General features: G+C 36.3%; 20 protein-coding genes, 3 pseudogenes and 1 other annotated feature. Of the genes and pseudogenes, 18 read left to right on the forward strand and 5 right to left on the reverse strand.

Features of this window, described 5'->3' with window-relative positions; genetic code table 11:
* Nucleotides 1–15: 15 nt before the first annotated feature.
* The 4 genes and pseudogenes from Q9Q86_RS04335 to Q9Q86_RS04350 all read left to right on the forward strand — a co-directional run bounded on the left by Q9Q86_RS04335 (nt 16) and on the right by Q9Q86_RS04350 (nt 3,084).
* On the forward strand, nt 16–381 hold the full coding sequence (locus Q9Q86_RS04335) for a NirD/YgiW/YdeI family stress tolerance protein (RefSeq protein WP_112987672.1): 366 nt from the start codon (nt 16–18) through the stop codon (nt 379–381).
* Between the two features lie 57 nt (nt 382–438).
* Nucleotides 439–867: pseudogene (locus Q9Q86_RS04340) on the forward strand (response regulator transcription factor); the annotation flags it as partial.
* 45 nt (nt 868–912) lie between these two features.
* Nucleotides 913–1,659, forward strand: a complete 747-nt coding sequence (locus tag Q9Q86_RS04345; protein WP_004912080.1) for an IS5 family transposase — start codon at nt 913–915, stop codon at nt 1,657–1,659.
* Between the two features lie 84 nt (nt 1,660–1,743).
* Nucleotides 1,744–3,084, forward strand: a complete 1,341-nt coding sequence (locus Q9Q86_RS04350) for a HAMP domain-containing sensor histidine kinase (protein WP_112986728.1) — start codon at nt 1,744–1,746, stop codon at nt 3,082–3,084.
* 79 nt (nt 3,085–3,163) lie between these two features.
* Here the strand turns inward: Q9Q86_RS04350 and hemP are convergent, their stop codons facing one another.
* Nucleotides 3,164–3,334 carry a hemin uptake protein HemP gene (gene hemP, locus Q9Q86_RS04355; protein ID WP_004638676.1) on the reverse strand — a complete coding sequence of 57 codons (171 nt, stop codon included), beginning with the start codon at nt 3,332–3,334 and terminating at the stop codon, nt 3,164–3,166.
* 176 nt (nt 3,335–3,510) lie between these two features.
* Between hemP and Q9Q86_RS04360 the strand changes: the two genes are divergently transcribed.
* A complete protein-coding gene (locus tag Q9Q86_RS04360) occupies nt 3,511–4,419 on the forward strand; it encodes a thiamine phosphate synthase (protein ID WP_171293866.1) in 909 nt (302 codons plus the stop codon).
* Nucleotides 4,420–4,423: 4 nt separating this feature from the next.
* Here Q9Q86_RS04360 and Q9Q86_RS04365 read toward each other — a convergent pair whose 3' ends face one another.
* Together Q9Q86_RS04365 and mrcB are read right to left on the reverse strand one after the other, a co-directional pair.
* Nucleotides 4,424–4,984: a tetratricopeptide repeat protein gene (locus Q9Q86_RS04365; RefSeq protein ID WP_112986730.1), complete on the reverse strand. Its 561-nt coding sequence runs from the start codon at nt 4,982–4,984 to the stop codon at nt 4,424–4,426.
* Between the two features lie 20 nt (nt 4,985–5,004).
* Nucleotides 5,005–7,410, reverse strand: a complete 2,406-nt coding sequence (gene mrcB / locus Q9Q86_RS04370) for a penicillin-binding protein 1B (RefSeq protein WP_112986731.1) — start codon at nt 7,408–7,410, stop codon at nt 5,005–5,007.
* 234 nt (nt 7,411–7,644) lie between these two features.
* On the opposite strand from mrcB, the gene Q9Q86_RS04375 reads away from it, so the two are divergent.
* From Q9Q86_RS04375 to Q9Q86_RS04390, 4 genes and pseudogenes are all read left to right on the forward strand, one after another.
* Nucleotides 7,645–8,553 (forward strand): NAD(+) kinase, encoded by a 909-nt coding sequence (locus tag Q9Q86_RS04375; RefSeq protein WP_005402512.1) that lies wholly within the window; start codon nt 7,645–7,647, stop codon nt 8,551–8,553.
* The gene (locus Q9Q86_RS04380) at nt 8,550–8,822 is read left to right on the forward strand and encodes a YeaC family protein (protein WP_112986732.1); all 273 of its coding nucleotides are present in this window, start codon (nt 8,550–8,552) and stop codon (nt 8,820–8,822) included. Before Q9Q86_RS04375 ends, Q9Q86_RS04380 begins: the two co-directional genes overlap by 4 nt.
* 225 nt (nt 8,823–9,047) lie before the next feature.
* Nucleotides 9,048–11,108: pseudogene (locus tag Q9Q86_RS04385) on the forward strand (type VI secretion system Vgr family protein); the annotation flags it as partial.
* Between the two features lie 96 nt (nt 11,109–11,204).
* Nucleotides 11,205–12,424 (forward strand): IS3-like element ISAba19 family transposase gene (locus tag Q9Q86_RS04390; RefSeq protein WP_087486619.1). Its coding sequence is split into 2 segments (ribosomal slippage): nt 11,205–11,481 and nt 11,481–12,424, totalling 1,221 coding nucleotides; the frame shifts between segments, so codons are not numbered across the junction.
* Nucleotides 11,480–11,596 (forward strand) — a sequence feature (AL1L pseudoknot). (Overlaps the previous gene by 117 nt.)
* On the opposite strand, the gene Q9Q86_RS04395 is transcribed toward Q9Q86_RS04390, so the two are convergent.
* Nucleotides 12,421–13,190, reverse strand: a protein-coding gene (locus Q9Q86_RS04395; protein ID WP_305156083.1) for an IS5 family transposase whose coding sequence is annotated in 2 segments (ribosomal slippage) — nt 12,421–12,854 and nt 12,854–13,190 — 771 coding nt in all. Because the reading frame shifts where the segments join, the coding sequence is not laid out codon by codon here. The two genes, Q9Q86_RS04390 and Q9Q86_RS04395, sit on opposite strands and share 4 nt — an antisense overlap.
* 53 nt (nt 13,191–13,243) lie before the next feature.
* On the opposite strand from Q9Q86_RS04395, the pseudogene Q9Q86_RS04400 reads away from it, so the two are divergent.
* The 8 genes and pseudogenes from Q9Q86_RS04400 to Q9Q86_RS04435 all read left to right on the forward strand — a co-directional run.
* A pseudogene (locus tag Q9Q86_RS04400) lies at nt 13,244–13,939 on the forward strand (DUF2345 domain-containing protein); the annotation flags it as partial.
* A 1-nt stretch (nt 13,940) separates the two neighbouring features.
* Nucleotides 13,941–15,497, forward strand: a complete 1,557-nt coding sequence (locus Q9Q86_RS04405) for a hypothetical protein (protein WP_004953997.1) — start codon at nt 13,941–13,943, stop codon at nt 15,495–15,497.
* Nucleotides 15,494–15,952, forward strand: a complete 459-nt coding sequence (locus Q9Q86_RS04410) for a hypothetical protein (RefSeq protein WP_112986453.1) — start codon at nt 15,494–15,496, stop codon at nt 15,950–15,952. The genes Q9Q86_RS04405 and Q9Q86_RS04410 overlap by 4 nt, the downstream gene beginning before the upstream one ends.
* Before the next feature lie 145 nt (nt 15,953–16,097).
* Entirely contained in the window at nt 16,098–16,544 is a 447-nt protein-coding gene (locus tag Q9Q86_RS04415; protein WP_112986452.1) for a hypothetical protein, read from the forward strand.
* 55 nt (nt 16,545–16,599) lie between these two features.
* Nucleotides 16,600–16,803 (forward strand): hypothetical protein, encoded by a 204-nt coding sequence (locus Q9Q86_RS04420; protein ID WP_004954005.1) that lies wholly within the window; start codon nt 16,600–16,602, stop codon nt 16,801–16,803.
* Complete coding sequence (locus Q9Q86_RS04425; protein ID WP_112986451.1) at nt 16,800–17,225, forward strand: hypothetical protein; 426 nt, start codon at nt 16,800–16,802, stop codon at nt 17,223–17,225. The genes Q9Q86_RS04420 and Q9Q86_RS04425 overlap by 4 nt, the downstream gene beginning before the upstream one ends.
* A 132-nt stretch (nt 17,226–17,357) precedes the next feature.
* Nucleotides 17,358–17,951: a hypothetical protein gene (locus Q9Q86_RS04430; protein ID WP_227540301.1), complete on the forward strand. Its 594-nt coding sequence runs from the start codon at nt 17,358–17,360 to the stop codon at nt 17,949–17,951.
* A gap of 73 nt (nt 17,952–18,024) precedes the next feature.
* Entirely contained in the window at nt 18,025–18,405 is a 381-nt protein-coding gene (locus Q9Q86_RS04435; protein ID WP_227540302.1) for a hypothetical protein, read from the forward strand.
* Between the two features lie 169 nt (nt 18,406–18,574).
* Here the strand turns inward: Q9Q86_RS04435 and Q9Q86_RS04440 are convergent, their stop codons facing one another.
* Nucleotides 18,575–19,573, reverse strand: a complete 999-nt coding sequence (locus Q9Q86_RS04440; protein ID WP_112986456.1) for a glycosyl transferase family protein — start codon at nt 19,571–19,573, stop codon at nt 18,575–18,577.
* 243 nt (nt 19,574–19,816) lie between these two features.
* On the opposite strand from Q9Q86_RS04440, the gene Q9Q86_RS04445 reads away from it, so the two are divergent.
* The gene (locus tag Q9Q86_RS04445; RefSeq protein ID WP_112986450.1) at nt 19,817–20,962 is read left to right on the forward strand and encodes an acyl-CoA dehydrogenase family protein; all 1,146 of its coding nucleotides are present in this window, start codon (nt 19,817–19,819) and stop codon (nt 20,960–20,962) included.
* Nucleotides 20,963–20,999 lie beyond the last annotated feature (37 nt).

The raw sequence follows: 20,999 nt of genomic DNA on the forward strand, positions 1-20,999 counted from the left end.
AACAAGGGTAAATAGATGAATATGTTCTCTAAAATTGCTGTAATTTTAGGCTTAGTTGCTACAACAACATTTGCTTTAGCGAACACGGGTGCAGTTAATCAACAGGCTTTAGCACCGACTCAAACGACAACAGTTAAACAAGCTTTGACACTTAAAGATGATTCACCTGTTATGCTTAAAGGTTATATTGTGAAGGCAACAGGTGATGAAAAATACCAGTTTAGTGACCAAACAGGTTCTATGACTGTCGATATTGATGATGATTTATGGAAAGGTAAACCAGTATCTGCTAAAACTCCTGTGACTTTGATCGGTGAGATTGATATCGATTATAAGCCTATGAAGCGTGTTGAAGTTGATGTCGATCAAGTGCAGTTTTAACTGATTAAATTAAACAAGCCATATGAGAAATCATGTGGCTTTTTGCATTTGTTGATTCCAGTGATTTTTATCACTGCAAAGGACCATATTCATGATCGTGTGGAGGGATTAGATTTAGGAGCAAACGACTATTTAGTTAAGCCTTTTAACTTAGAGGAACTTTCTGCAAGAATCCGCGCACAACTAAGACAATCTCAGAAGCAGACAGGAGCATATCTTTGTTTTGCTGATTTAAAACTCGATCCTAATGCGAAGACCGTTTTGAAAGCAGGTGAAACGGTAAATTTAACTGCTAAAGAGTTTCAAATTTTATATAAGTTAATGCAAAATCCAAATCATATTGTCACCCGTGAGCAACTCGAAGAATCATTATATGCTTGGGGAGAGGAGATTGAGAGTAATGCGATAGAGGTCTTCATATATCAAATTCGAAAAAAAATTGGTAGCCAACTAGGGTGTGTTGACACTTTTAGCTTAAAAAAATAGCGAAGTAGTAAAATCAAATCGCCAAACCCAATTTTACTATTCGCTATGCCTCGTACCATGCTGACAGATCAACACTGGCAAAAGTTGAAAACTATTTTGCGTAATTTATCTATTCATCACAACTCAAATTTACGTAATTTTATTGAAGCTATTCTCTATAGAATTAGAACAGGCTGTCCGTGGCGAGATATTCCTTCCTATTTCGGTCAATCAAACTCTATTTTCAAACGTTTTAATCGTTGGTCAAGCAGCGGTAAGTTGCTTAGATTATTCAAATTATTAGCATCATGCCCCGATATGGAGTGGATTTTTATTGATGGCTCTCACGTACGTGCTCATCAACATTCTGCCGGTATAGCGAATCAATCCATTTCTAAAAGTGTAGGAGGAAACTCCTCAAAAATACATTTGATTGTTGATTCACATGGCAATCCTATTGATTTCATGATTACCGATGGCACTACACATGACATCAAAGTTGCACCTGATTTAATAGCAACATTAGATTTAAAAGAGACAGAAGTGGTATGCGCAGATAAAGGCTATGATTCAGAACCACTGCGTGAGCAGATCAGAAAAACAGGAACAAAAGCGAATATACCAAAGAAAATAAATAGCCAATCGAACAATGATCATATGGACTGGTATTTATATAAAATCAGGCATTTAGTTGAAAATATGTTTTGTAGATTAAAACAATTTAGAGGGATAGCTACTCGATATGACAAGCTCAAAAGAAATTATCAAAGTGCTGTTGCCTTAGCCTGTATATTTTTATGGCTACCTTTATAGGTTTAATTATGAACAGTAAATGTCAACAGACCCTAATCAAAACTATTCGTGGTTTAGGTTACAGAATGAACTTGGTTTGAACCAATGAAAACCGTCTCATTGCAAAATCAATTAATTAAGACCTCCTTAATCAGCTCAGTCATGGTAGGCAGCTTAGCGCTACTCATATTTGTAGTTGTCTCTGTTTATCAAACCATGCATGTGCAAGATGAAATCATGGATGAGATATCAGATATGCTGCTTCTTTCTGATCTAACCACCAGCTCAGGGAAGCAAATTGATGAGTTAAGTGAACAATTTGATATTCAATACAGATTGAAAAATTCACAACTTGTTTTAACACAATCAGAAGGTTTTCTATTAGATCAAGAACCTCGCATTTTTCCTAATGATCATCATCAGTACGGATTCTTTTGGCAGAATCATCAATTGTGGCGGAGTTATGTTGCGAAAGATCATCAAGCAAATATGAATGTATTGGTGATACAACCTTTAGAGGAAAGATTTGAGGAATTATTGCACAGTTTCTCAGCTTACATTTTGATTTTGCTTATGGTTTGGTCATTACAATGGATGATCTTGTATTTTTTAATTAAGCGACAGTTCAAAGCAGTACATCAACTTTCTAAACAAATTTCAGCAAAAAATGCAGAAGACTTAAGTTCCATTAAGTTTGCTGAATTTGAGGTGAAGGAATTACAACCAATCCTAGCTCAATTGAATTATTTGCTTAAACGTTTAGATAATTCATTAAAAGCAGAACAACGCTTTACTGCTGATGCTTCCCATGAGCTAAGATCACCGCTCTCTGCGATTCAGTTGCGCCTACAATTATTACAACGAAAATATCCAGAACGTGCAAAAGAGCTAGATAGCATACAATTAGATGTCTCTCGTGGAATTCAAACACTGGAAAATTTACTTTTACTCGCGCGTTTAGATCCTGAACATCCAGAACATTTGCCAAAGACATATTTTGATTTAAATGAAATGGTCAAACTTCTTTTATCTGACTTTTCAACTGCGATCGAAACAAAAAATTTGGAAATTTTTTATCAAAATATCTTAATTGATAAGAAGTTAGATATTTTTGCTAATGAACAATTAATTTATACCTGCCTGCGAAATATTTTAGATAATGCAATTCGATATTCAGAAGCAAATTATTCAATTCATATAAAACTTGATGATGATTCAGATTACATTAATTTAACAATCGAAAATCAAGGTGCAGGACTCGATACAGAAGTGTTAGAACGTTTAGGTGAGCGATTCTTTAGGGTGTTGGGAACGAAAACACAAGGTTCAGGTTTAGGGTTATCAATTTGTAAAAAAATAATAGAACTTCATCGTGGTAGGATCACTTTTGCACAATCATCAATTGGTGGATTAAAGATACAAATACAATTGCCTAAAACTATTTAACGAACAAAAAGAGCAGTGCGCGCTGACATACTGCTATTCCCACGTTTATTGTTCTTATACGTTTATTCTTCTATTAATCTTATTTCGTTAAAATTAATCGATTGTTACGAGTAAGGCGTAGGCGATATTCTTCACCTGCATGCATGATACGGATTTCACGTCCTAAGGCAAACAAGTTGTTTGAATGTAACATTGGCAACGATTGTGCTGAATCTGTACTGCGAGTAAAAAGATTAAAAGGTGCGTTCATTTGTTATGCTCCGTGGTGTGTTTTTTAATGATTTAAATGATAATCATTATCGAATATACCTGTCAATGCAAATTTCATTATTTTACAAAATGATCAAATTATTTATTCTTTGACATGTGAATTGGGTTACAAACTCATTAGAATGAATTTTAAAATATCAAGGATTTTAGATGGTTATGGCAAAAGCTACTGTTGATGTTGCAATCGCAATTCTATTACATAAATCTAAAGTGCTAGTTGGATGGCGACAAGCAAACCAACATCAAGGTAATAAGCATGAATTTCCTGGTGGGAAAATTGAGGAAGGTGAAACACCTGAGCAAGCTTGCCGCAGAGAGGTCTATGAGGAGGTAGGAATCGGATTAAAGGAGTGGCATCAGTTCGATGTTATTCGACATGAATATGAAGATATTATTGTTACTTTACATCTATTGCATGCGTATGTTCCTGATGAGCTTTTAAATTTAATCCATCAACCATGGTCTTGGTTTAGTAGAGATCAACTCACGGACTTAAACTTTCCAAAAGCAAATTCAACGATTATAGAGCGATTGATCTGGTCTCACTTGATCAAAATTAGTGATCAAGTTGATGAATTACCAGAAACTAATTCACAAATGTATTTACGTATAGAAAGTAAAGACATTGAAAAACTTCAACAGCAATTAATTAAATTGTCTGAACAGCAATTATTGAAATTGATTGTTAATGTGGATGTTTGGCAACAATTTAATACAGTGTTGCAAGAAAAAATTAAAACAGTCCACCTCAAACAATCTCAGTTAATGCAACTGAAAAAGGGTGATTTGGTTGTAGCTAAACGTTATATCGCTGCTTGCCATGATGCTGTTTCATTACAACATGCGCATCAGATTGGGTGTGATGCGATTTTTTTAAGCCCTGTAAATCCGACAGCAACTCATCCAAATAGCAAAGTACTTGGTTGGGACGGATTTGCAGCATTAGCTCAAAAGAGTGATATTCCAGTTTTTGCTCTAGGGGGCGTTGCGCCAGCAGATTTAGAACAAGCCCAAAAACACAATGCTTATGGGCTTGCTGGAATACGACAATTCAGTTCAATTTAACCAATTAAAGAGCTTGAATTGCTCGACGTGCTTCTTGAGCTTTGACAGGATGATTTCGTGCTTCGCTGGCTTTAAGTACGATCATCCAGAGTTGTTTTTTCATTGAGTTGCTTTGTGCATAGCTTAACCCACGACGTGCTAAAGCTTCAGCATTTGCATACTGTTTGCGTTGATCTGCAATTAAGGCTAGATAAAGGTAAGTTTCAGATGCTTGAGGTGCAATACGCTGAGCCTGCAAAGCATATCGTTCAGCTTCAGCGAGTTGTTTCTGTTTATATGCCGCTTGAGTCTTCTGCATTAATGTTCTAAATGCAGGTAACTGACTCCCGTCATTAAATTTCTGCTGTACTTTTTGTTGTGGTACAACAACCTCCACATTTTTACGTTTTATTTCTTTTTGCTCATAAGGTGTAATTTTTACACCCGAAGAAGGTGGTGTAACCTTCTTCTTTTGAGTTGTGGTGGTTGGTAGCTGCTTCATCGGTTTTGAAGTGCTCTTTTCAGGTGTTAGGGTACAGCCACCCATAACTAACATAGCAGTAAGTACTGTTACTTTTTTCATCATTTCAAATCATTCCTTTGAGTTTAATTCTCGCCGTTGTAGCTACCGCTAGAAATAATTCTTGTAGAGGAGTGATTTGATAAATCATTGTCCATTTCTGTTTCACTTTCTCGAATGTAGTTACTAATACCATCGCTTTCATTGCCTTGATTGTCTTCAGTCGATGGGTTGTAAGTCGGTTCAACTTCATAGTGCGATAAACCACAAGTAGTAGCTCGACGGGGAACTGTTTGGCGAAGCAAAGGAATATACATTGCACCATCACAACCTTGAGCAGATAAATCACCGCTAGCACTATCAATCCATTGCCATTGAACATTATCTGTTTGACGTAAATTCACGGGTTCTTGGCGAAGTTGCTTCATGACATTCGTCCAAACAGGTAAAGCGCCTGATGAACCTGTTAAACCTGTTATTTTATTGTCGTCTAAACCCAACCAAACTACCGCAACATGATTACCAGAATACCCTGCGAACCAAGAGTCACGCGTATCATTTGTTGTGCCTGACTTACCAGCTAAATTTAGAGACTCAGGTAAACTGCTATATGCTGAACGACCTGTACCTGAACGCATTACTTGTTGTAAACCATAATTCAAAATATATGCCGCAGCGGGGTCAATCGTTTGTTGTACGTTTAGACCATATCGTTCTAATAAACGACCTTTAGCATCAACAACAGTGCGTATTGAACGAGGTGGATATTTGAAACCACCAGTAGCGAAGTTTCCATAAATACTTAATACCTCCATCGGTGACATATTGACTGCACCTAGATAGATTGAAGGATAAGCTGGAATGTCTGAAGTTACTCCAAATTGCTTTAATTTATTACTAAAGGTTGATAAGCCAAACTCATTGGCAAGACGTACTGTAGATAAGTTGTATGAATTTGCTAATGCCTGTTGCATTGGTACTACGCCATGTTCGCCACCACTATAGTTTTTAGGCGTCCAACTTTTATCTCCATCAATAGGGATATTGACGGCAGTATCTTCAATAGGGGTAGCCCATGTGTAGCGACCAGATTCTATTGCATTCAAATAGATAATTGGTTTGAGTAATGACCCAACCTGACGTTTAGCATCAAGTGCGCGGTTAAATCCAGTAAAATCTTGAGTAGAACCAACAGCTGCGATTAACTCACCATTTTCAGGATGGGCAACAAGAACAGCACCTTGAAGGTTCTTTAAACGAGAAGGGTTGCTACCTGCTAAGCGTTCTACAGAGCTTTTAAAAGCACTTTGAACTTGAGTTTGAGCTATTGGATCAAGTGTCGTAAAGATTTTTAAGCCTTGATTGGTAATATCACTTTCTTGATATTCTGTGCGTAGTTGGCGACGAACAATATCGAGAAAATCTGGGAATTTAGCAGGGCCTAAAGTTGGTTTACTGACAACATTTAAAGGACGTGCAATTTCATCTTGATATTCAGCTTCTGTTAAATAGCCCATGACCAACATGTTATTCAATACGATGTCACGACGTTTTTTAGCTGATTCTGGATTGCGCCAAGGATTGTATAATGATGGACCTTGAACCAAACCTACTAAGAATGCTTGCTGAGAAATATTGAGTTCACGTAATGGTAAACCAAAATAAAATTGTGAAGCTAAACCGTAACCATTAATTGAGTAGTTACCATTTTGTCCAAGATTCACTTCATTTAGATACGCTTCAAGAATTTCATCTTTGCTGTAATGAAGTTCGATCAACAAAGCCATTAATGCTTCATTTACTTTTCTTTTGAGCGTTTTTTCAGGAGAAAGGTAGAAGTTCTTGACCAATTGTTGTGTTAGTGTTGAACCACCTTGTCGTTTTCCTCCAGTTGCGTTACTCACCAAAGCACGAGCTGTACCACGAATCGAGACACCATGATGTTGATAAAAATTTCGATCCTCTGTTGAAATGAGTGCTTCAATCAACGGTTTTGGTACTTTATTTAATTTTATGAGTACGCGATCTTCATTATGTTGAGGGTAAATACCACCAATCAATAAAGGCTCTAAACGAGCAACACCCGTATTTGATGGTTTAGTTGATCTAATTTCACTCACTTGACCGTCGATAAATGCAACTTCAAGCACTTGCTCTGGTTCAGTTGTATCACCGTAATCAAAACCACGAGTGTGGACATACATTTGATTACCTTGAACAACATAGCTGCCAGATTTATCGTAATTAGAGGTGTTTTTATAGCCCAAGAGTTTTAACTCTTGAGTAAAATTCTCTTGAGTAATCGGCGCGTTCGCATAGATTTCTAAAGGACGAGCAAATACTTTGGCAGGAATATCCCAACGCTGCCCCTCAAACTTATTGCGGATAATATTATCTAAACGGATCAAATAGATACTAAAAGCAATAAATACACCGATCACTAAAATTGAAAAAATTAGTGCTAGAAAACCGATACCACGTTCACACTTCATAGATTTGCGATAAAACCAAAACAATGAGGGTAATGATGCGATAGCTTATAAGCAATTTGCAATCATAAAACTGTCAATAAATAGCAACATGAAATAAAAACTTTAAGAAAGTGTTGACATTATTCGTATAAAAAAACAACGGATATACATTTTTATACTTTTTAATCAATCATCAACGAAATTTGCACTGTTAATGATATGATAGGCAGGAATCGCGACGGAGCTGAATTATTCGTGCAAATTTCACATAAATCCTTTCGAAATATTGGTCTAATTGGGCGACCAGACAAGTATTCTGTTGTAGAAACGTTATGTTTAATCCATGATCATTTGATCACTTTAGGTTTAAACCCTGTATTCGACCAAGAAACTGCACAACTAGTTCCGTATAGTCATGGACAAACGGTTAGCCGAAATTTACTTGGTGAAGTTGTAGATCTTGTGATTGTTGTAGGAGGGGATGGTTCTTTACTCCATGCAGCACGTGCTTTAGTTCGTTACAACACACCAGTGATTGGGATTAACCGAGGTCGATTAGGATTTTTAACCGACATCAAACCTGCTGAAGCAATTTTTAAACTTGATCAAGTTTTGCAAGGACATTTTCAGTTAGATCGCCGTTTCTTATTAGAAATGGAAGTAAGAACTAACAATGAAACGATTTATGATGCAATTGCATTAAATGATGTAGTTTTACACTCAGGAAAATCAGTTCATATGATTGATTTTGAGCTGAGCATCGATGGCCAGTATGTTTATCGTCAGCATAGTGATGGTTTAATTGTTTCAACTCCAACAGGATCAACAGCATATGCTTTATCTGGTGGTGGACCTATTTTACATCCAAGCATGGATGCGATCGCTTTAGTTCCGATGCACCCACATACGCTTTCATCAAGACCAATCGTCGTTGGTGGGCACAGTGAAGTTAAAATTACGATACGAGAAAATCGCGTATTACCAATGGTGAGTGCAGATGGACAACACAGTGTGGCATTAAATGTTGGCGACACAGTGCATATTCGTAAACATCCGTTTAAACTAAGCTTATTACATCCACCTGGTTATGATTTTTATATGGCTTGCCGTACTAAACTGGGTTGGAATCAAGATTTTGAATCTTTTCAACAGGATGAATCATGAATATTGAACAAATGCTCGCTATTTTAAATCCTGAAATCGTTGAGCGTCTTAAAACAGCTGTTGAAATTGGTAAATGGCCAAATGGTATTGCATTGACTAAAGAGCAGCGCGAGATTTGTATGCAAGCTGTATACGCTTGGGAAATGGAAAATTTACCTGAAGAACAGCGTAGCGGTTATATCGATCGTGGTACAAAAGAAGAAGGTGAGGAATGTGATGATGATCATCATAAGAGTGAGCCTGAATTTAAACCGATTCGTTTCGTTTAAGAAAAATTGAATTAAAAATGCCCTAGATTGCTAGGGCTTTTTTATTGTTATTACTAATTTAAAATTTAATTATCAGAATTTAGTCTGCTAAATTGTGGTTATAGATACCAAAAGACTTATTAGAAACTATATTTCCACAAAGAATAACGATAGCTATACAAATTAGACAAACCGTTCTGTTTTGTTTATGATCGCCGAAATTTGAGTGATTTTTAATAACAAGAGATGTTAGATCATATATTTCGTGTCTTAGAAAGCCTAGGTATAACTTCACAAAAACGTGCCTTACATATTCAATTTTCTAATCAATATTTAAATTCCCAAGTCTTTTTACAACGCATTGATGGTGAACATCGAATCAATGATGGGCTAATCGCTGAGCTATTATGCTTGTCAACTAATGTAATGATTCCATTAAAACAATTTATTGGTTGTCATGTTGCGATTGATCAGGTGACTGATGCAGGAAAATTATTTCGTACTACAGGGATAATTACCCAAGCACTTCAAGGGCAATCTGATGGAAGTCTCACACTCTATAAACTTACCCTAGAAGACCCAACTGCATTGTGGAAAAAACGCCGCAATAGCCGTGTATTTATGAATAAAACTGCGATTGATGTAGTGGAAATCTTATTTAAAGAATGGCAACAAAAAAGTCCTTTGTTTGCATCAACACTAGTGCTTGATCTCAATGGGTTAAATCAAGAATATGATGTCCGTCCGTTTGTTATGCAACACAATGAAACGGATTATGACTTTCTAACTCGGTTGTTACGTAGTGAAGGTATCAATTGGCTTGTTGATGAAGTAGAACTTATTGTTACAAATAACTTGAGCCCAATCCAAGCCCAAAAGTTACGATTAATTGATGATAATAGTCATTACCAAGCCTTAGAAAGAGGGTCAATTCGTTATCATCGTAGTAGTGCAACAGAACAATACGATAGTATGACCAGCCTTATCGCTGGACGTTCGCTACAACCGACAGCGGTACATATTCAACGCTGGCAAGCCGATGCTCTTGAACAAGAACAAGGTGCAGGTAGTGTCCAAAGTACACATCAACACAGCGATCAATATAATAATGCCAGCCTACAATTAGAAGATGCATGGCATTTCAGTCCTGCATGGATTCAAGATTTAAAGGGTGAAGATGGAGCCACGATCTCAGGTAATTCACAAATAGAGAAATTCAACCAAAACTTAGGACAGTACCATAATCTAAAGTCTAAATACTTTACGGCAAAGACGACTGTACGCGATACACAAATTGGATACTGGTTTGCATTAGTTGATCACCCTGAAATCGACCAACATATCAGTTCAGACAAAGAATTTCTAATTACAGGTAAAAACTTTTATAACCAAAACAATTTACCCAAAGAACTAAATCAACAAATCGAGCAATTACTTGAACAAAGTCATTGGAAAAGCTCTATTACTAAGATAAATACAGAAGAGCGGCAAGGAAATACACTGTCTTTACAACGACGAAGTATTAAAACTGTGCCCGAATATCATCCACTACAACATCGCCCAGCAGTATCACCACAACGTGCTCAAGTAGTAGGGCCGAGTGGAGATGAAATCCATGTTGATGAATGGGGACGTATAAAAGTTCGTTTTCTATTTACTAGACAAGAAGACCATAATCATGATGGTGGTGCTGGTGCCAATCATAATGACACCGATTCAGCATGGGTAGATGTACTAACCCCTTGGGCAGGTGAAGGTTATGGAACTCGGTTCTTACCACGTATTGATGAAATCGTAGTTATTGATTTTTTTGATGGCAATATTGATCGCCCTTTTGTAGTGGGAAGAATCCACGAAGCACAACGCTATCCAACAAAATTTGATAATGCAGGTCAGTTACCTGATACCAAGAAATTATCAGGGATTAAATCCAAAGAATATCAAGGTGAAGGATTTAACCAACTACGTTTTGATGATACTACAGGACAGATCAGTACTCAGTTACAAAGTAGTCACGGCATAAGTCAACTTAACCTAGGTAAGTTGAGTCATCCGAAAAACCAAGCAGAAAGTGAAGAACGTGGTGAAGGTTTTGAATTACGTACTGATCATTGGGGTGCGCTTAGAGCTGGCGAGGGTCTGCTCATCACAACTCATTCTCAAGACCAAGCAGAAGGTGAACACCTTGATGCTCAATCAGCTAAACAACAATTTGAAGTTAATCAAAGTAATGCAAAAGCTTTAAGTGAAGTCGCAAAGAATCAACAAACCGATGAAATAGAATCAGTTGAACAATTGAAAGCGTTTGCTAGGGTCTGTTGAGAATTACCGAGAGTTAATTACACTCGCGCACTGAACCGTACCGGGTTTGTCGGAGAGTCAATATTCTGAGAGACTATCCCGATGACAAAACCAAACTATACCCCCGAAATTAGAGAAAGAGCGGTTCAATTACTAATTGAATCTGAAAAAGATTATCCTTCTACTTGGGCAGCAATCACAGCTATTGCTCCTAAAATCGGTTGTACTCCTGAAACATTGCGTGTTTGGTATTTAAAGCATCTGGATCAACTAAATCCTGCCAAAGTACAACAGATATCTGACCAAGAAAAAATGAAGCAAATGGAACGTGAAATTAAAGAATTAAAACGTGCCAATGAAATTCTACGCAAAGCAGCCGCTTTTTTCGCCCAGGCGGAGCTCGACCGCCCACACAAATAATGGTGGATTTTATCCATAACAATAAAGATCGATATGGTGTTGAAGCGATTTGTAGAATTTTACCGATTGCACCTTCAACCTATTACCGAACTTTAGATCTCACTGACAATCCAGAACATCGAGCGAAACGAGATCTACATGATGAGTATCATGCTGAACAAATTAAACGAATTTGGAAAGAAAGTTCAGGTCGATATGGTGTACGTAAAGTTTGGCAAAAATTGAAACGTGAGGGTTATGTTATTGCACGTTGTACAGTTGCTAGATTGATGCAAAAGCTAGGTATACAAGGTGTTTGGCGTGGTAAGAATAAACAAACCACCCGTAACCGAGATGACCAAAAACGGGCAGATGATTTAGTGAAACGTAATTTTAATGCTGATCATCCAAACCAACTATGGGTGGGTGACTTTACGTATATTCAAACTCATTCAGGCTGGGTATATACCGCATTTGTTATTGATGTGTTCTCACGAGCAATTGTTGGATGGAAAGTATCTACACGGATGAATACAGATATGGTGCTTGATGCATTAGAGCAAGCATTGCATGATCGAGGCATGCCAAAGAATGTGATTCATCATTCCGACAGAGGTGTGCAATATCTTTCCATTCGCTATACCAATCGTTTAGAAGCAGCAAATTTACGAGCATCAGTCGGTACAACGGGTGATTCATACGATAATGCTCTGGCTGAAACGGTGAATGGCTTATACAAAACAGAGGTGATTGAATATTTAAAAGCAGATTGGCAAGGTTTAGCAGATGTACAACTTGCGACACTAAACTGGGTAGATTGGTTCAATAAAAAGCGTGTACACAGTGCACTGGGTTATGTATCGCCTTTTGAGTTTGAAGCAATGTACTATGATAAGATTAACCCGTTAGGTCAGGTGGCTTAACTTAAATAAAAAAGTCTCCGACAAACCCGGTACGGTTCACACAATTGAATCATGGCTTCAAAACTCGTATCTGTTTTACAACTACGCATCGCTATACGTTTAAATTCTTTTAACTTACAGAAATAGTTTTCAATGAGATGACGCCATTTATACATAGTCGTATCAAATGCTCTCATTACTTTTCGATTAGATTTGGGTGGGATCACCACTTTCACTTTACGTTCATTGAGTTCTTGGATGAGCCAATCTGCATCAAATGCTTTATCAGCTAGTAATGCTTGAAAATCAACATCTTCAATTAAAGGTTTGGTTTCTACTAAATCGTGATATTGACCAGGCATTAATCGAAACTTAATGAGGTTGCCTAGACTATCCACTAAGGCAAGAATTTTACAGGTCATTCCACCTCGAGATTTACCTATAGACTGTTTGAAAGTCCCCCTTTTGCACCTTGCCCATGTCGATGAACTTTAACAATCGTTCCATCAATCATGGCGTATTCCAAATCAACATCTTCATTTACAGATGCAAAAATAGTTTCAAATACACCAGCTTTAACCCAGTCACGGTATCTTTTAAAGACGGTATTCCATTTACCAAAATGAGCAGGTAGATCACGCCATGGACTGCCTGTACGGGCAATCCATAGGACTGCTTCTAAAAATAATCGATTATCTTTTCCACTACGACCTCGATCGGTCACTTTACCTAGGCAAAAAGGTTCCATTTTTGCCCATTGGGCATCAGTAAGTATGTATCTATCCATAGTACTATTATAAATTAATCAGTAGTCTTTGTTAATTCTCAACAAGCCCTAGTCAGATTGAAGAAAAAATTGCCAAATTTAATAAAGCTTTATTGCTACTGAGCTCGCCTGCAGGAATTGGTTTGAGTAGCAGTGATGATATTCATTTATCTGCTGATGGACAGATTAATCAGTTTGCGGGTGATAGTATCAATTTGTGTACGCAGAGAAATTTGGTTGCACATGTGAGTGGCAAGGTTAGTTTATTCGCGGCTCAGAATGGAATCAAACAAGTAGCTGCTAAAGGTAAGTTTGACATGCATGCTCAAGGCGATGGTATGGATTTACTTGCTAAGCAAGGTATCAAGATTATCTCTACTGAAGATCGAATTGAGATCACTAGCCCAAAAGAAATTTTAATTACCGCAGGTTCATCACAACTCAAGCTGAATGGCTCAGGTATCTTCCCAACCACGGGTGGCAAGTTCGAGGTAAAGGCGGGGCAGCATTTGTTGAAGAGTGGTGAAAATGCACATGCGACCATTCCTTTAATGCCTAAATTGGGGTCGCACAAAATCCAATTTGAGTTGAGGGATACTGAAACACAAGCGTTGCTACCTTTCACTTCTTACATGTTAATGAATGATCAAGGGCATGTAAGCTATGGAAAAACAGATGCGAATAGTTTGACTCAGGCATTTGTCACTGATAAGCAGGAGAATTACTATCTACACGCAATCAATGACAAAATAAAGAAATTGGATAACTAAGATGGCAAAGTATCCTCAACCTAAGCTTGCACAAGCTGTATTAACGAATGTGCCCAAACATATTGCTTTGCCACGTTTGAAATATGTGATTACAGCAAAAACATCTGAAGCCAAATCCACCTATGTATCTAAACTGACACCTTTTAACAAGTTTATGAAAACCCATAAAATTGAGGTGAACTATGATACTGCGGTTGTTCAGGTTGATGTTTTCTTGGATGGTAAATGGTACCAGGGGGCAATACTGCCACATTTAGCACAATCTGAAAGCGGAAAGTTTACAGAGATCAAGTTTAAGTACCATCAAGCGCAAAGCGCCCCTATTGAAGAAAATAAAATCCAAAAAGTTTATATAAAAGAGGGTGTTGAAGTTGGTTGGCTGTTAATTCGAGAAGATGAGACAGTTGATGCACTGTTAAAGCGTATTTATGCATATCCTCCTACGACAAAAGAGTTTTCGATTTTTAAAAATAACAATGCCCATTTGCCAGAGTTATCAACCAATGGACCAATGACTGTGCTTAAGCCTTGTCAGGTGGTCATTTTGTCAAATAAATATGGGAATGATCCTAAGCTGAGTGAATATAAGCAGTTAGCAAGTAGTGTTGAGGACAAATTAAAACTTTTGAGAAAATCCTCAAATTTTGATGCGGCATTTTTTGCTCAGAACTATGATTTACTTTATGACTATTGGTCACATGCATCTGAACTTGCCTTGGCAAATACCAGCAAAAAAACAGTCACTATTGAAGAATTTAGAAAGGAATATTGTAAAGGTGAAGATGATCTACTTGATCAGGTTGAGGAGCGTACAGGTCAAATCGTCGATAGTTCGGAACAAAAGGAAGAGCGTGACAAAAAGTTAAAGAAAAATGAATTAAAGGTTCTGAAAGAACAGTCTTTGGAAAAAGTGACCAAAGCCAATAATTCAATCATGTTGATGTATGAAAATGAACGGCAGATGGGCTCAAGACTTGCCAACCCCAAACACTTTTCAGAGTTTAAGAAAAAATATGCCTCACTTTATAGCCAATTGGGTACAGCACTGAAAGATATGCATGTTGTCGAACCCCAAAATCAAATCTCTCTAATGAAAAAGTATATGAAAACGGACTCGCTGTTACGGTCTGAATCAGTAAGGGGTGGTTTAAAGCATTATGACAAGTTAATAATGGACTTGGGTAAGGTAAGCATTGGCTTAAAAATGGGCAAACAGTTGGTGGTTGGGCTTGGTGTTTCCGTTATTTTAAAGAATACAATGGATGCCTATAACACGGGTGATATGGAACTGACAAAGAAAGTTGCATTGATCGAAAGTAGTAAATTTGCTGGAGGGATTGCAGGAGGGGCTATTGGTGGCTTGGGAGGAAAAGTGGCAGCAAGGGGGATAATTTATATTATTGGTGCTGCGGCTGGAGCAGTTGGATATACAATCTCTTTACCTGTTTCCTTAACTATTACAGCTATTGTTGTGGGAGCAGGAACGATTGGTGGTGGAATGTTTATTGGAGATGCTGTTGAAGATGTATCAAAAAATATTACTGGTATATGTAAATGAATGAAAAATTAGTCATCTACCAAGCTTGGGTCCTTTTTGGTTCAATAGGGTTAGTTTTGATAATGCTTTTAATTCTATATATTTATAATTATATGTTTATTAAAAATAATAGCAGAGAGCTCTCTGAAAGAATCTATGGTATTGAAGAATATTTGGATAATATTGGAATTAATTTTGAGACTGTATTGAAATTAAATTTTGTCTTTTCATTTATGTTTTTCTCTAGATTTATTGAATATCCATCATTAGGACGGATGTCTTATTTTGTTAAACGCGGAGAAAAAAATGTGAGTTTATATCCCAATCTTTATCAGGATAATGTATTTTACTTGTGTAAGAAATTTAAGAAGCAAATTATTATTCATGAAGTGTTGGAGATAATTTGTATATTAACAGGAATAATAATGTTTTCTTACAAATATATTGCAAATTTTATTATAAATTTAGGTTTTTAATATTTCTGAAAATAATTTGGTTACACATGTTAGTTTCTGTTTTCATAACCATCACGTTTGTTGTGGTTGGGACAACCACTATTTTAGGTGGGAAATATGGAGGAGACCTCGCATAGGAAAAGCTCAAAAAAACAGGAGTATGTTAATGAAAGGACAATTGGTTGATTTTCATGGTAGTGTTTTACTTAGCATACTTGGTATTGGTTTAATGTTATTATTATATATGTATGTGCATAACTTTTTTTTTATTAAGAAAAACAGTAAAGAACTCTCGGAAAGAATCTACGGTATTGAAGAGTATTTAGATGAAGTGGGAGTTTCTTTTGAACAGGTACTGCAACTTAATTTTATATTTTCATTTATGTGGTTTTCATATTTTATAGAGTATAGATATTTTAAGCGAATGTCATATTTTGTTAAACGTGGAAAAAAAAGCCCAAACCTTTATCAGGATAATGTTATTTATTTATGTGAGAAATTTAAAAAACATATTATCACCAATGAAGTCTTATCTTTATTTATTATTTTTTTTGGAATTGCATTCTTTTTCTATGAGCCTATTGCTGATTTTCTAATATATTTAGGTTTTTAATGCCTCTAAAAAAATTGGTTACATATATCAGTTTCTGTTAGCCATCACGGCTGTTGTGGTTGGTGCAACCACTATTTTAGGTGGAATTGCAGGAGGGATGGCTGGAGGGGCTTTAGGTGGATTTATTGCTGGTATAGTGGTTGGAACATCAGGAGCTGGTGCCATAGTAATTATTGCTATTGCTGCTTATTACGGTGGAAAACAAAGTAGTGATTTAATACAAGAGAAAGCATCAAGATATTTAGAGATTTGTAAATGATTAGTTTAGAAAATATACCAACCGCAGATGTTGTTTTTTTTAGTGTAATTATTTTTGGAGGACTATATACCTTTTTTTTCTATATTATGATTGGATACTTCATTAAGAAAAAGAAAGATAATTTTTCTGAAAAATTATTTGGGGATAAAATACACAATTTAAGTTTGGATTTTGAAAATAAATTTATAATATCCACTACATTTGGTCGTTTATATATTTTTTACTTATTCGAAGTGGTTTTGATGAGACGTAAATATATACATATTTTTAAGCAGAAAAAAAATTATATTTTCCCAAATTTGACAAATGAAATTTTTATGTTGGTAATAAATGAAAATAAATTTTTCCTAAATTTTATTTTGATCTACTTTATTTTCTGTGTATCTTTTTTTGTGTATCTTTTTTTGTTAATTGAAAAATAATTTTTATATCACTGGGGATAGAGCGTGACAAAAAGTTAACAAAAATTAATTAAAGTTCCAGAAAGAACAGTCTTTAGAAAAAGTCACTTAAGCCAATAATTCAATCATGTTGATGCATGCAATGAACGGCAAATGGGCTCAAGACCTGCCAATCCTAAACACTTTTCAGATTTTAAGAAAAAATATGCCTCACTTTATAGCCAGTTGGGTACAGCACTCAAAGATATACATATCGTTGAACCTCAAAATCAAATCCCTTTAATGAGAAAGTATATGAAAACGGATTCTCTTATTCGCTCTGATGCTGTAAGAGGTGGTTTGAAGCATTACGATAAAATGATTGTAGATTTGGGGAAAATCAGTGTTGGCTTAAGAATGGATAAACAATTGGTTGTAGGTTTAGGCGCTGCAATTTTTTTAAAAAATACAATGGATGCCTACAACACGGGTGATATGGAGCTTACAAAGAAGGTAGCTGTGATAGAAGGTAGTAAGATTGCTGGTGGTATTATCGGAGGAACTGTTGGTAACTTTGGCGGAAAAGTTGTAGCAAGAGGGGTAATTTATATTATTGGTCTTGTGGCTGGGGCAGCTGGATATACAATTTCCTTACCTGTTTCCTTGACTATTACAGCTGTAGTTATTGGTGCAGGTGTGATTGGAGGGGGTAAATATGGTGCAGATTTGGCTGAAGATGAACTCAAAAAAAGGACAGGAGTATGCTAATGGAAAGTCAATTAGTTGATTTTCATGGTAGCATTTTAATTGGCTTACTTGTTATTGGGTTAATGTTACTATTATGTATATATATAATCTATTATTTATCAAAAAAAATAGTAAAGAACTTTCTGAAAAAATATATGGTATTGAAGAATATTTAGATGAGGTAGGTATCTCTTTTGAAAAAGTATTACAACTTAATTTTATATTCTCCACGATGTGGTTTTCATATTTTATATCATACAAACGTAATAAAAAGATGCCGTATTTTGCAAAACGTGGAGAAAAGAGTCCAAGGTTATATCCAAATCTGTATCAGGATAATGTTATTTATTTATGTGAAAAATTTAAAAAACAAATTATTATAAATGAGGTTTTATCTTTGTTAACGTTTATTTTTGGAATCGCATTTTTTTTCTATGAGTCTATTGCTGATTTTTTAATATATTTAGGTTTTTAATACTTCTAAAAATAAGTTGGAGATTTTAGCAAATATATGGCTAAAAAATCACAGGAATATGTAAATTGTACTAGCTTAAATTTAGCCTGACAGTCTTAAGCAAATATCGGTAACTGTCAGATCAGGTTTGAGCTAATACATTTCTATTTTATTTAATGATAAGTCTCATTTAACTCAAACGAGATTCCCAAAGTTCTTTCGCTTTAGTCATCGCTTCACCATAACTATTTACAGTACCCATCGTATATAAAGCAATTCCCATTGTTTCAATCACAGCCATTTCACCATATTCATGTGTTTGCTCACCCAGCCACACCGCTTTAAACACTGCTAAATCAAGTTCTTCTTCAATAGGACTACGATCAGGTGTCAGTTTAGGTAATTCATGCTCATACAACTCACCGTTTTTAATCCCACAAATTAAAGTCTTGGCATCAGGATTACGCTCAAACTCACCACCTTCACCTTTTATCACAGCGCTATTTTTATAGCCTAATCGAAAAGCTGTTTGTTGATGTGATGATCTGTAAGCTGGGTGAAAAATTGCCTGTAAAGTTGCCTTTGCATTAAATGGATTAATTAAACGTGCCAGTGTATGAATTGGTGAGCGAAGACCCATTACATTTCTGAGTGATATTAGATCACTTAAAATAGGTGATATTGCTTCAAGTGGTAAGTAAGCAAAATGATGTTGTTCAAGTTGCTGTTTTACCTCTTGTTGATTATGGCAAATTGGGTAGCCTAAATATTCTAACACCTGTTCAGTATAAACACGGTTAATTGTGTGACCCGATGCTCCATGCATTACAATTTTATAACCATGATGAGCTAATGTTAAAGCTGCAAGAATGAACCATGGATAATGCTTACGTTTTCCAGCATATGAAGACCAATCTAGATCAACATCTAAAGATTCAAAGTTGAGTTGATCTCGTGTTGCTTGAACAAAACCTGCAAGTTCATCAACAGATTCCTCTTTGACACGCAAAAGCATTAAAAATGCGCCAAGTTGAACATCTAGCACTTCATCTTTCAAAATCATGCTAAATGCTTGATATGCTTCTTCATAGCTTAAAGAGCGCGATCCTGTTTTACCTTTACCTAAAATACGAACATATTGAGCAAACGGATGTTCTGCGGTTTTATAAATATTTCGTTTGGTATTCATGATAATTCTGATGTGATCGATAACTAGAAAATAATATGACATAAAGTTGGCTGTGTTGAGTAATAAACGCTGAGATAAATTCGGTTTAATTTGTTTTGGCGAAATATTAAACATTACAAGCGAAATTATTGACCGAATCAGTCTAGCGAATTGATGCAAACGGACCATGACATCAACTTAAAAAATCATTAGCATGGCTGCGAAACAAACTTTTAAGAACAAAGAAAGCGAAAGGAAATAGCGATGTTAGCTTACGATGCAGATTTGGAACTCTTCCGTGATAACTTCAAACGTTTTATGAGTGAGCATGTTGCTCCACATTATGATCAATGGGAACGTGAAGGCATTATGCCGCGCTCAGTTTGGAATTTACTGGGTGAAAATGGTTTCTTATGTGTAGATGTACCTGAAGAGTACGGTGGCTATGGTGTGCCAACACATTATTCATTGATGTTGGTTGAAGAGTCTGCTCGTGCGGGATATTGTGCTTTATCGACAGCAATTTCATGTCACTCTGAAATTGCTGCTCCTTATATTCAACATATTGGTACAGAAGAGCAAAAACAATATTGGTTACCAAAAATGGTATCAGGTGAGGCAGTTGGTGCAATAGGTATGACCGAGCCAGGTGCGGGTTCTGATTTGCAGGCGATGCGTACTAGTGCAATCCTAGAAGGTGATCACTACATTCTAAATGGATCAAAAACATTTATTTCAAATGGTCAACATGCAGATGTTGTTGTTCTTGCAGTAAAAACTGATCCACAAGCACGTGCTAAGGGTGTATCGTTACTACTGGTCGATACTCATCTCGAAGGTTTCAAGAAAGGCACTAACCTCGATAAAATTGGCTTGCACTCGCAAGATACGTCTGAATTGTTCTTTGATAATGTTAAAGTACCTAAAGATCAATTGCTTGGTAATGCTGGTTCTGGTTTTGCTTATTTGATGCAAGAATTGCCTCGTGAACGTACAGCAATTGCATCTACAGCTTTAGGTGCAATTCGTGGTGCAATTGATTTAGCTACTGCTTATGTAAAAGAGCGTCAAGCATTTGGTCAGGCAATTTCGCAGTTCCAAAATACGCGTTTTGTATTGGCTCAAGCGAAGATTGATGAGTTGGCAACAGCAGCTTTCTACAATCAGAACGTAGAGCTTTATATGGAAGGTAAGCTAGATGTTGAAACGGCTGCTGCACTGAAGAGTTTCAGTACAGATATGCAAATGAAGGTATCTGATAACTTACTTCAGTTATTTGGTGGTTATGGTTATATGACTGAATATCCAATCTCACGTTTCTTTGTTGATGCTCGTATTCAGCGTATTTATGGTGGTACCAACGAGATTATGAAAGAAATCGTAGCTCGTGGATTGATTGGTAAATCATAAGCCGACTTTGATATCCTAAGCCTGCTTTTAGCAGGCT

It is taken from the genome of Acinetobacter sp. A22 (assembly GCF_030913345.1).
Lineage (GTDB): Bacteria > Pseudomonadota > Gammaproteobacteria > Pseudomonadales > Moraxellaceae > Acinetobacter > Acinetobacter junii.

Excerpts from the sequence above, each read along its gene's own strand:
- mrcB (WP_112986731.1), bottom strand. The coding sequence starts at position 7,410 with ATGAAGTGTGAACGTGGTATCGGTTTTCTAGCACTAATTTTTTCAATT.
- Q9Q86_RS04345 (WP_004912080.1), top strand. The coding sequence starts at position 913 with ATGCCTCGTACCATGCTGACAGATCAACACTGGCAAAAGTTGAAAACT.
- hemP (WP_004638676.1), bottom strand. The coding sequence starts at position 3,334 with ATGAACGCACCTTTTAATCTTTTTACTCGCAGTACAGATTCAGCACAA.
- Q9Q86_RS04350 (WP_112986728.1), top strand. The coding sequence starts at position 1,744 with ATGAAAACCGTCTCATTGCAAAATCAATTAATTAAGACCTCCTTAATC.
- Q9Q86_RS04360 (WP_171293866.1), top strand. The coding sequence starts at position 3,511 with ATGGCAAAAGCTACTGTTGATGTTGCAATCGCAATTCTATTACATAAA.
- Q9Q86_RS04425 (WP_112986451.1), top strand. The coding sequence starts at position 16,800 with ATGATTAGTTTAGAAAATATACCAACCGCAGATGTTGTTTTTTTTAGT.
- Q9Q86_RS04435 (WP_227540302.1), top strand. The coding sequence starts at position 18,025 with ATGTATATATATAATCTATTATTTATCAAAAAAAATAGTAAAGAACTT.
- Q9Q86_RS04415 (WP_112986452.1), top strand. The coding sequence starts at position 16,098 with ATGAAAGGACAATTGGTTGATTTTCATGGTAGTGTTTTACTTAGCATA.
- Q9Q86_RS04445 (WP_112986450.1), top strand. The coding sequence starts at position 19,817 with ATGTTAGCTTACGATGCAGATTTGGAACTCTTCCGTGATAACTTCAAA.
- Q9Q86_RS04410 (WP_112986453.1), top strand. The coding sequence starts at position 15,494 with ATGAATGAAAAATTAGTCATCTACCAAGCTTGGGTCCTTTTTGGTTCA.
- Q9Q86_RS04405 (WP_004953997.1), top strand. The coding sequence starts at position 13,941 with ATGGCAAAGTATCCTCAACCTAAGCTTGCACAAGCTGTATTAACGAAT.
- Q9Q86_RS04335 (WP_112987672.1), top strand. The coding sequence starts at position 16 with ATGAATATGTTCTCTAAAATTGCTGTAATTTTAGGCTTAGTTGCTACA.
- Q9Q86_RS04440 (WP_112986456.1), bottom strand. The coding sequence starts at position 19,573 with ATGAATACCAAACGAAATATTTATAAAACCGCAGAACATCCGTTTGCT.
- Q9Q86_RS04365 (WP_112986730.1), bottom strand. The coding sequence starts at position 4,984 with ATGATGAAAAAAGTAACAGTACTTACTGCTATGTTAGTTATGGGTGGC.
- Q9Q86_RS04380 (WP_112986732.1), top strand. The coding sequence starts at position 8,550 with ATGAATATTGAACAAATGCTCGCTATTTTAAATCCTGAAATCGTTGAG.
- Q9Q86_RS04430 (WP_227540301.1), top strand. The coding sequence starts at position 17,358 with ATGGGCTCAAGACCTGCCAATCCTAAACACTTTTCAGATTTTAAGAAA.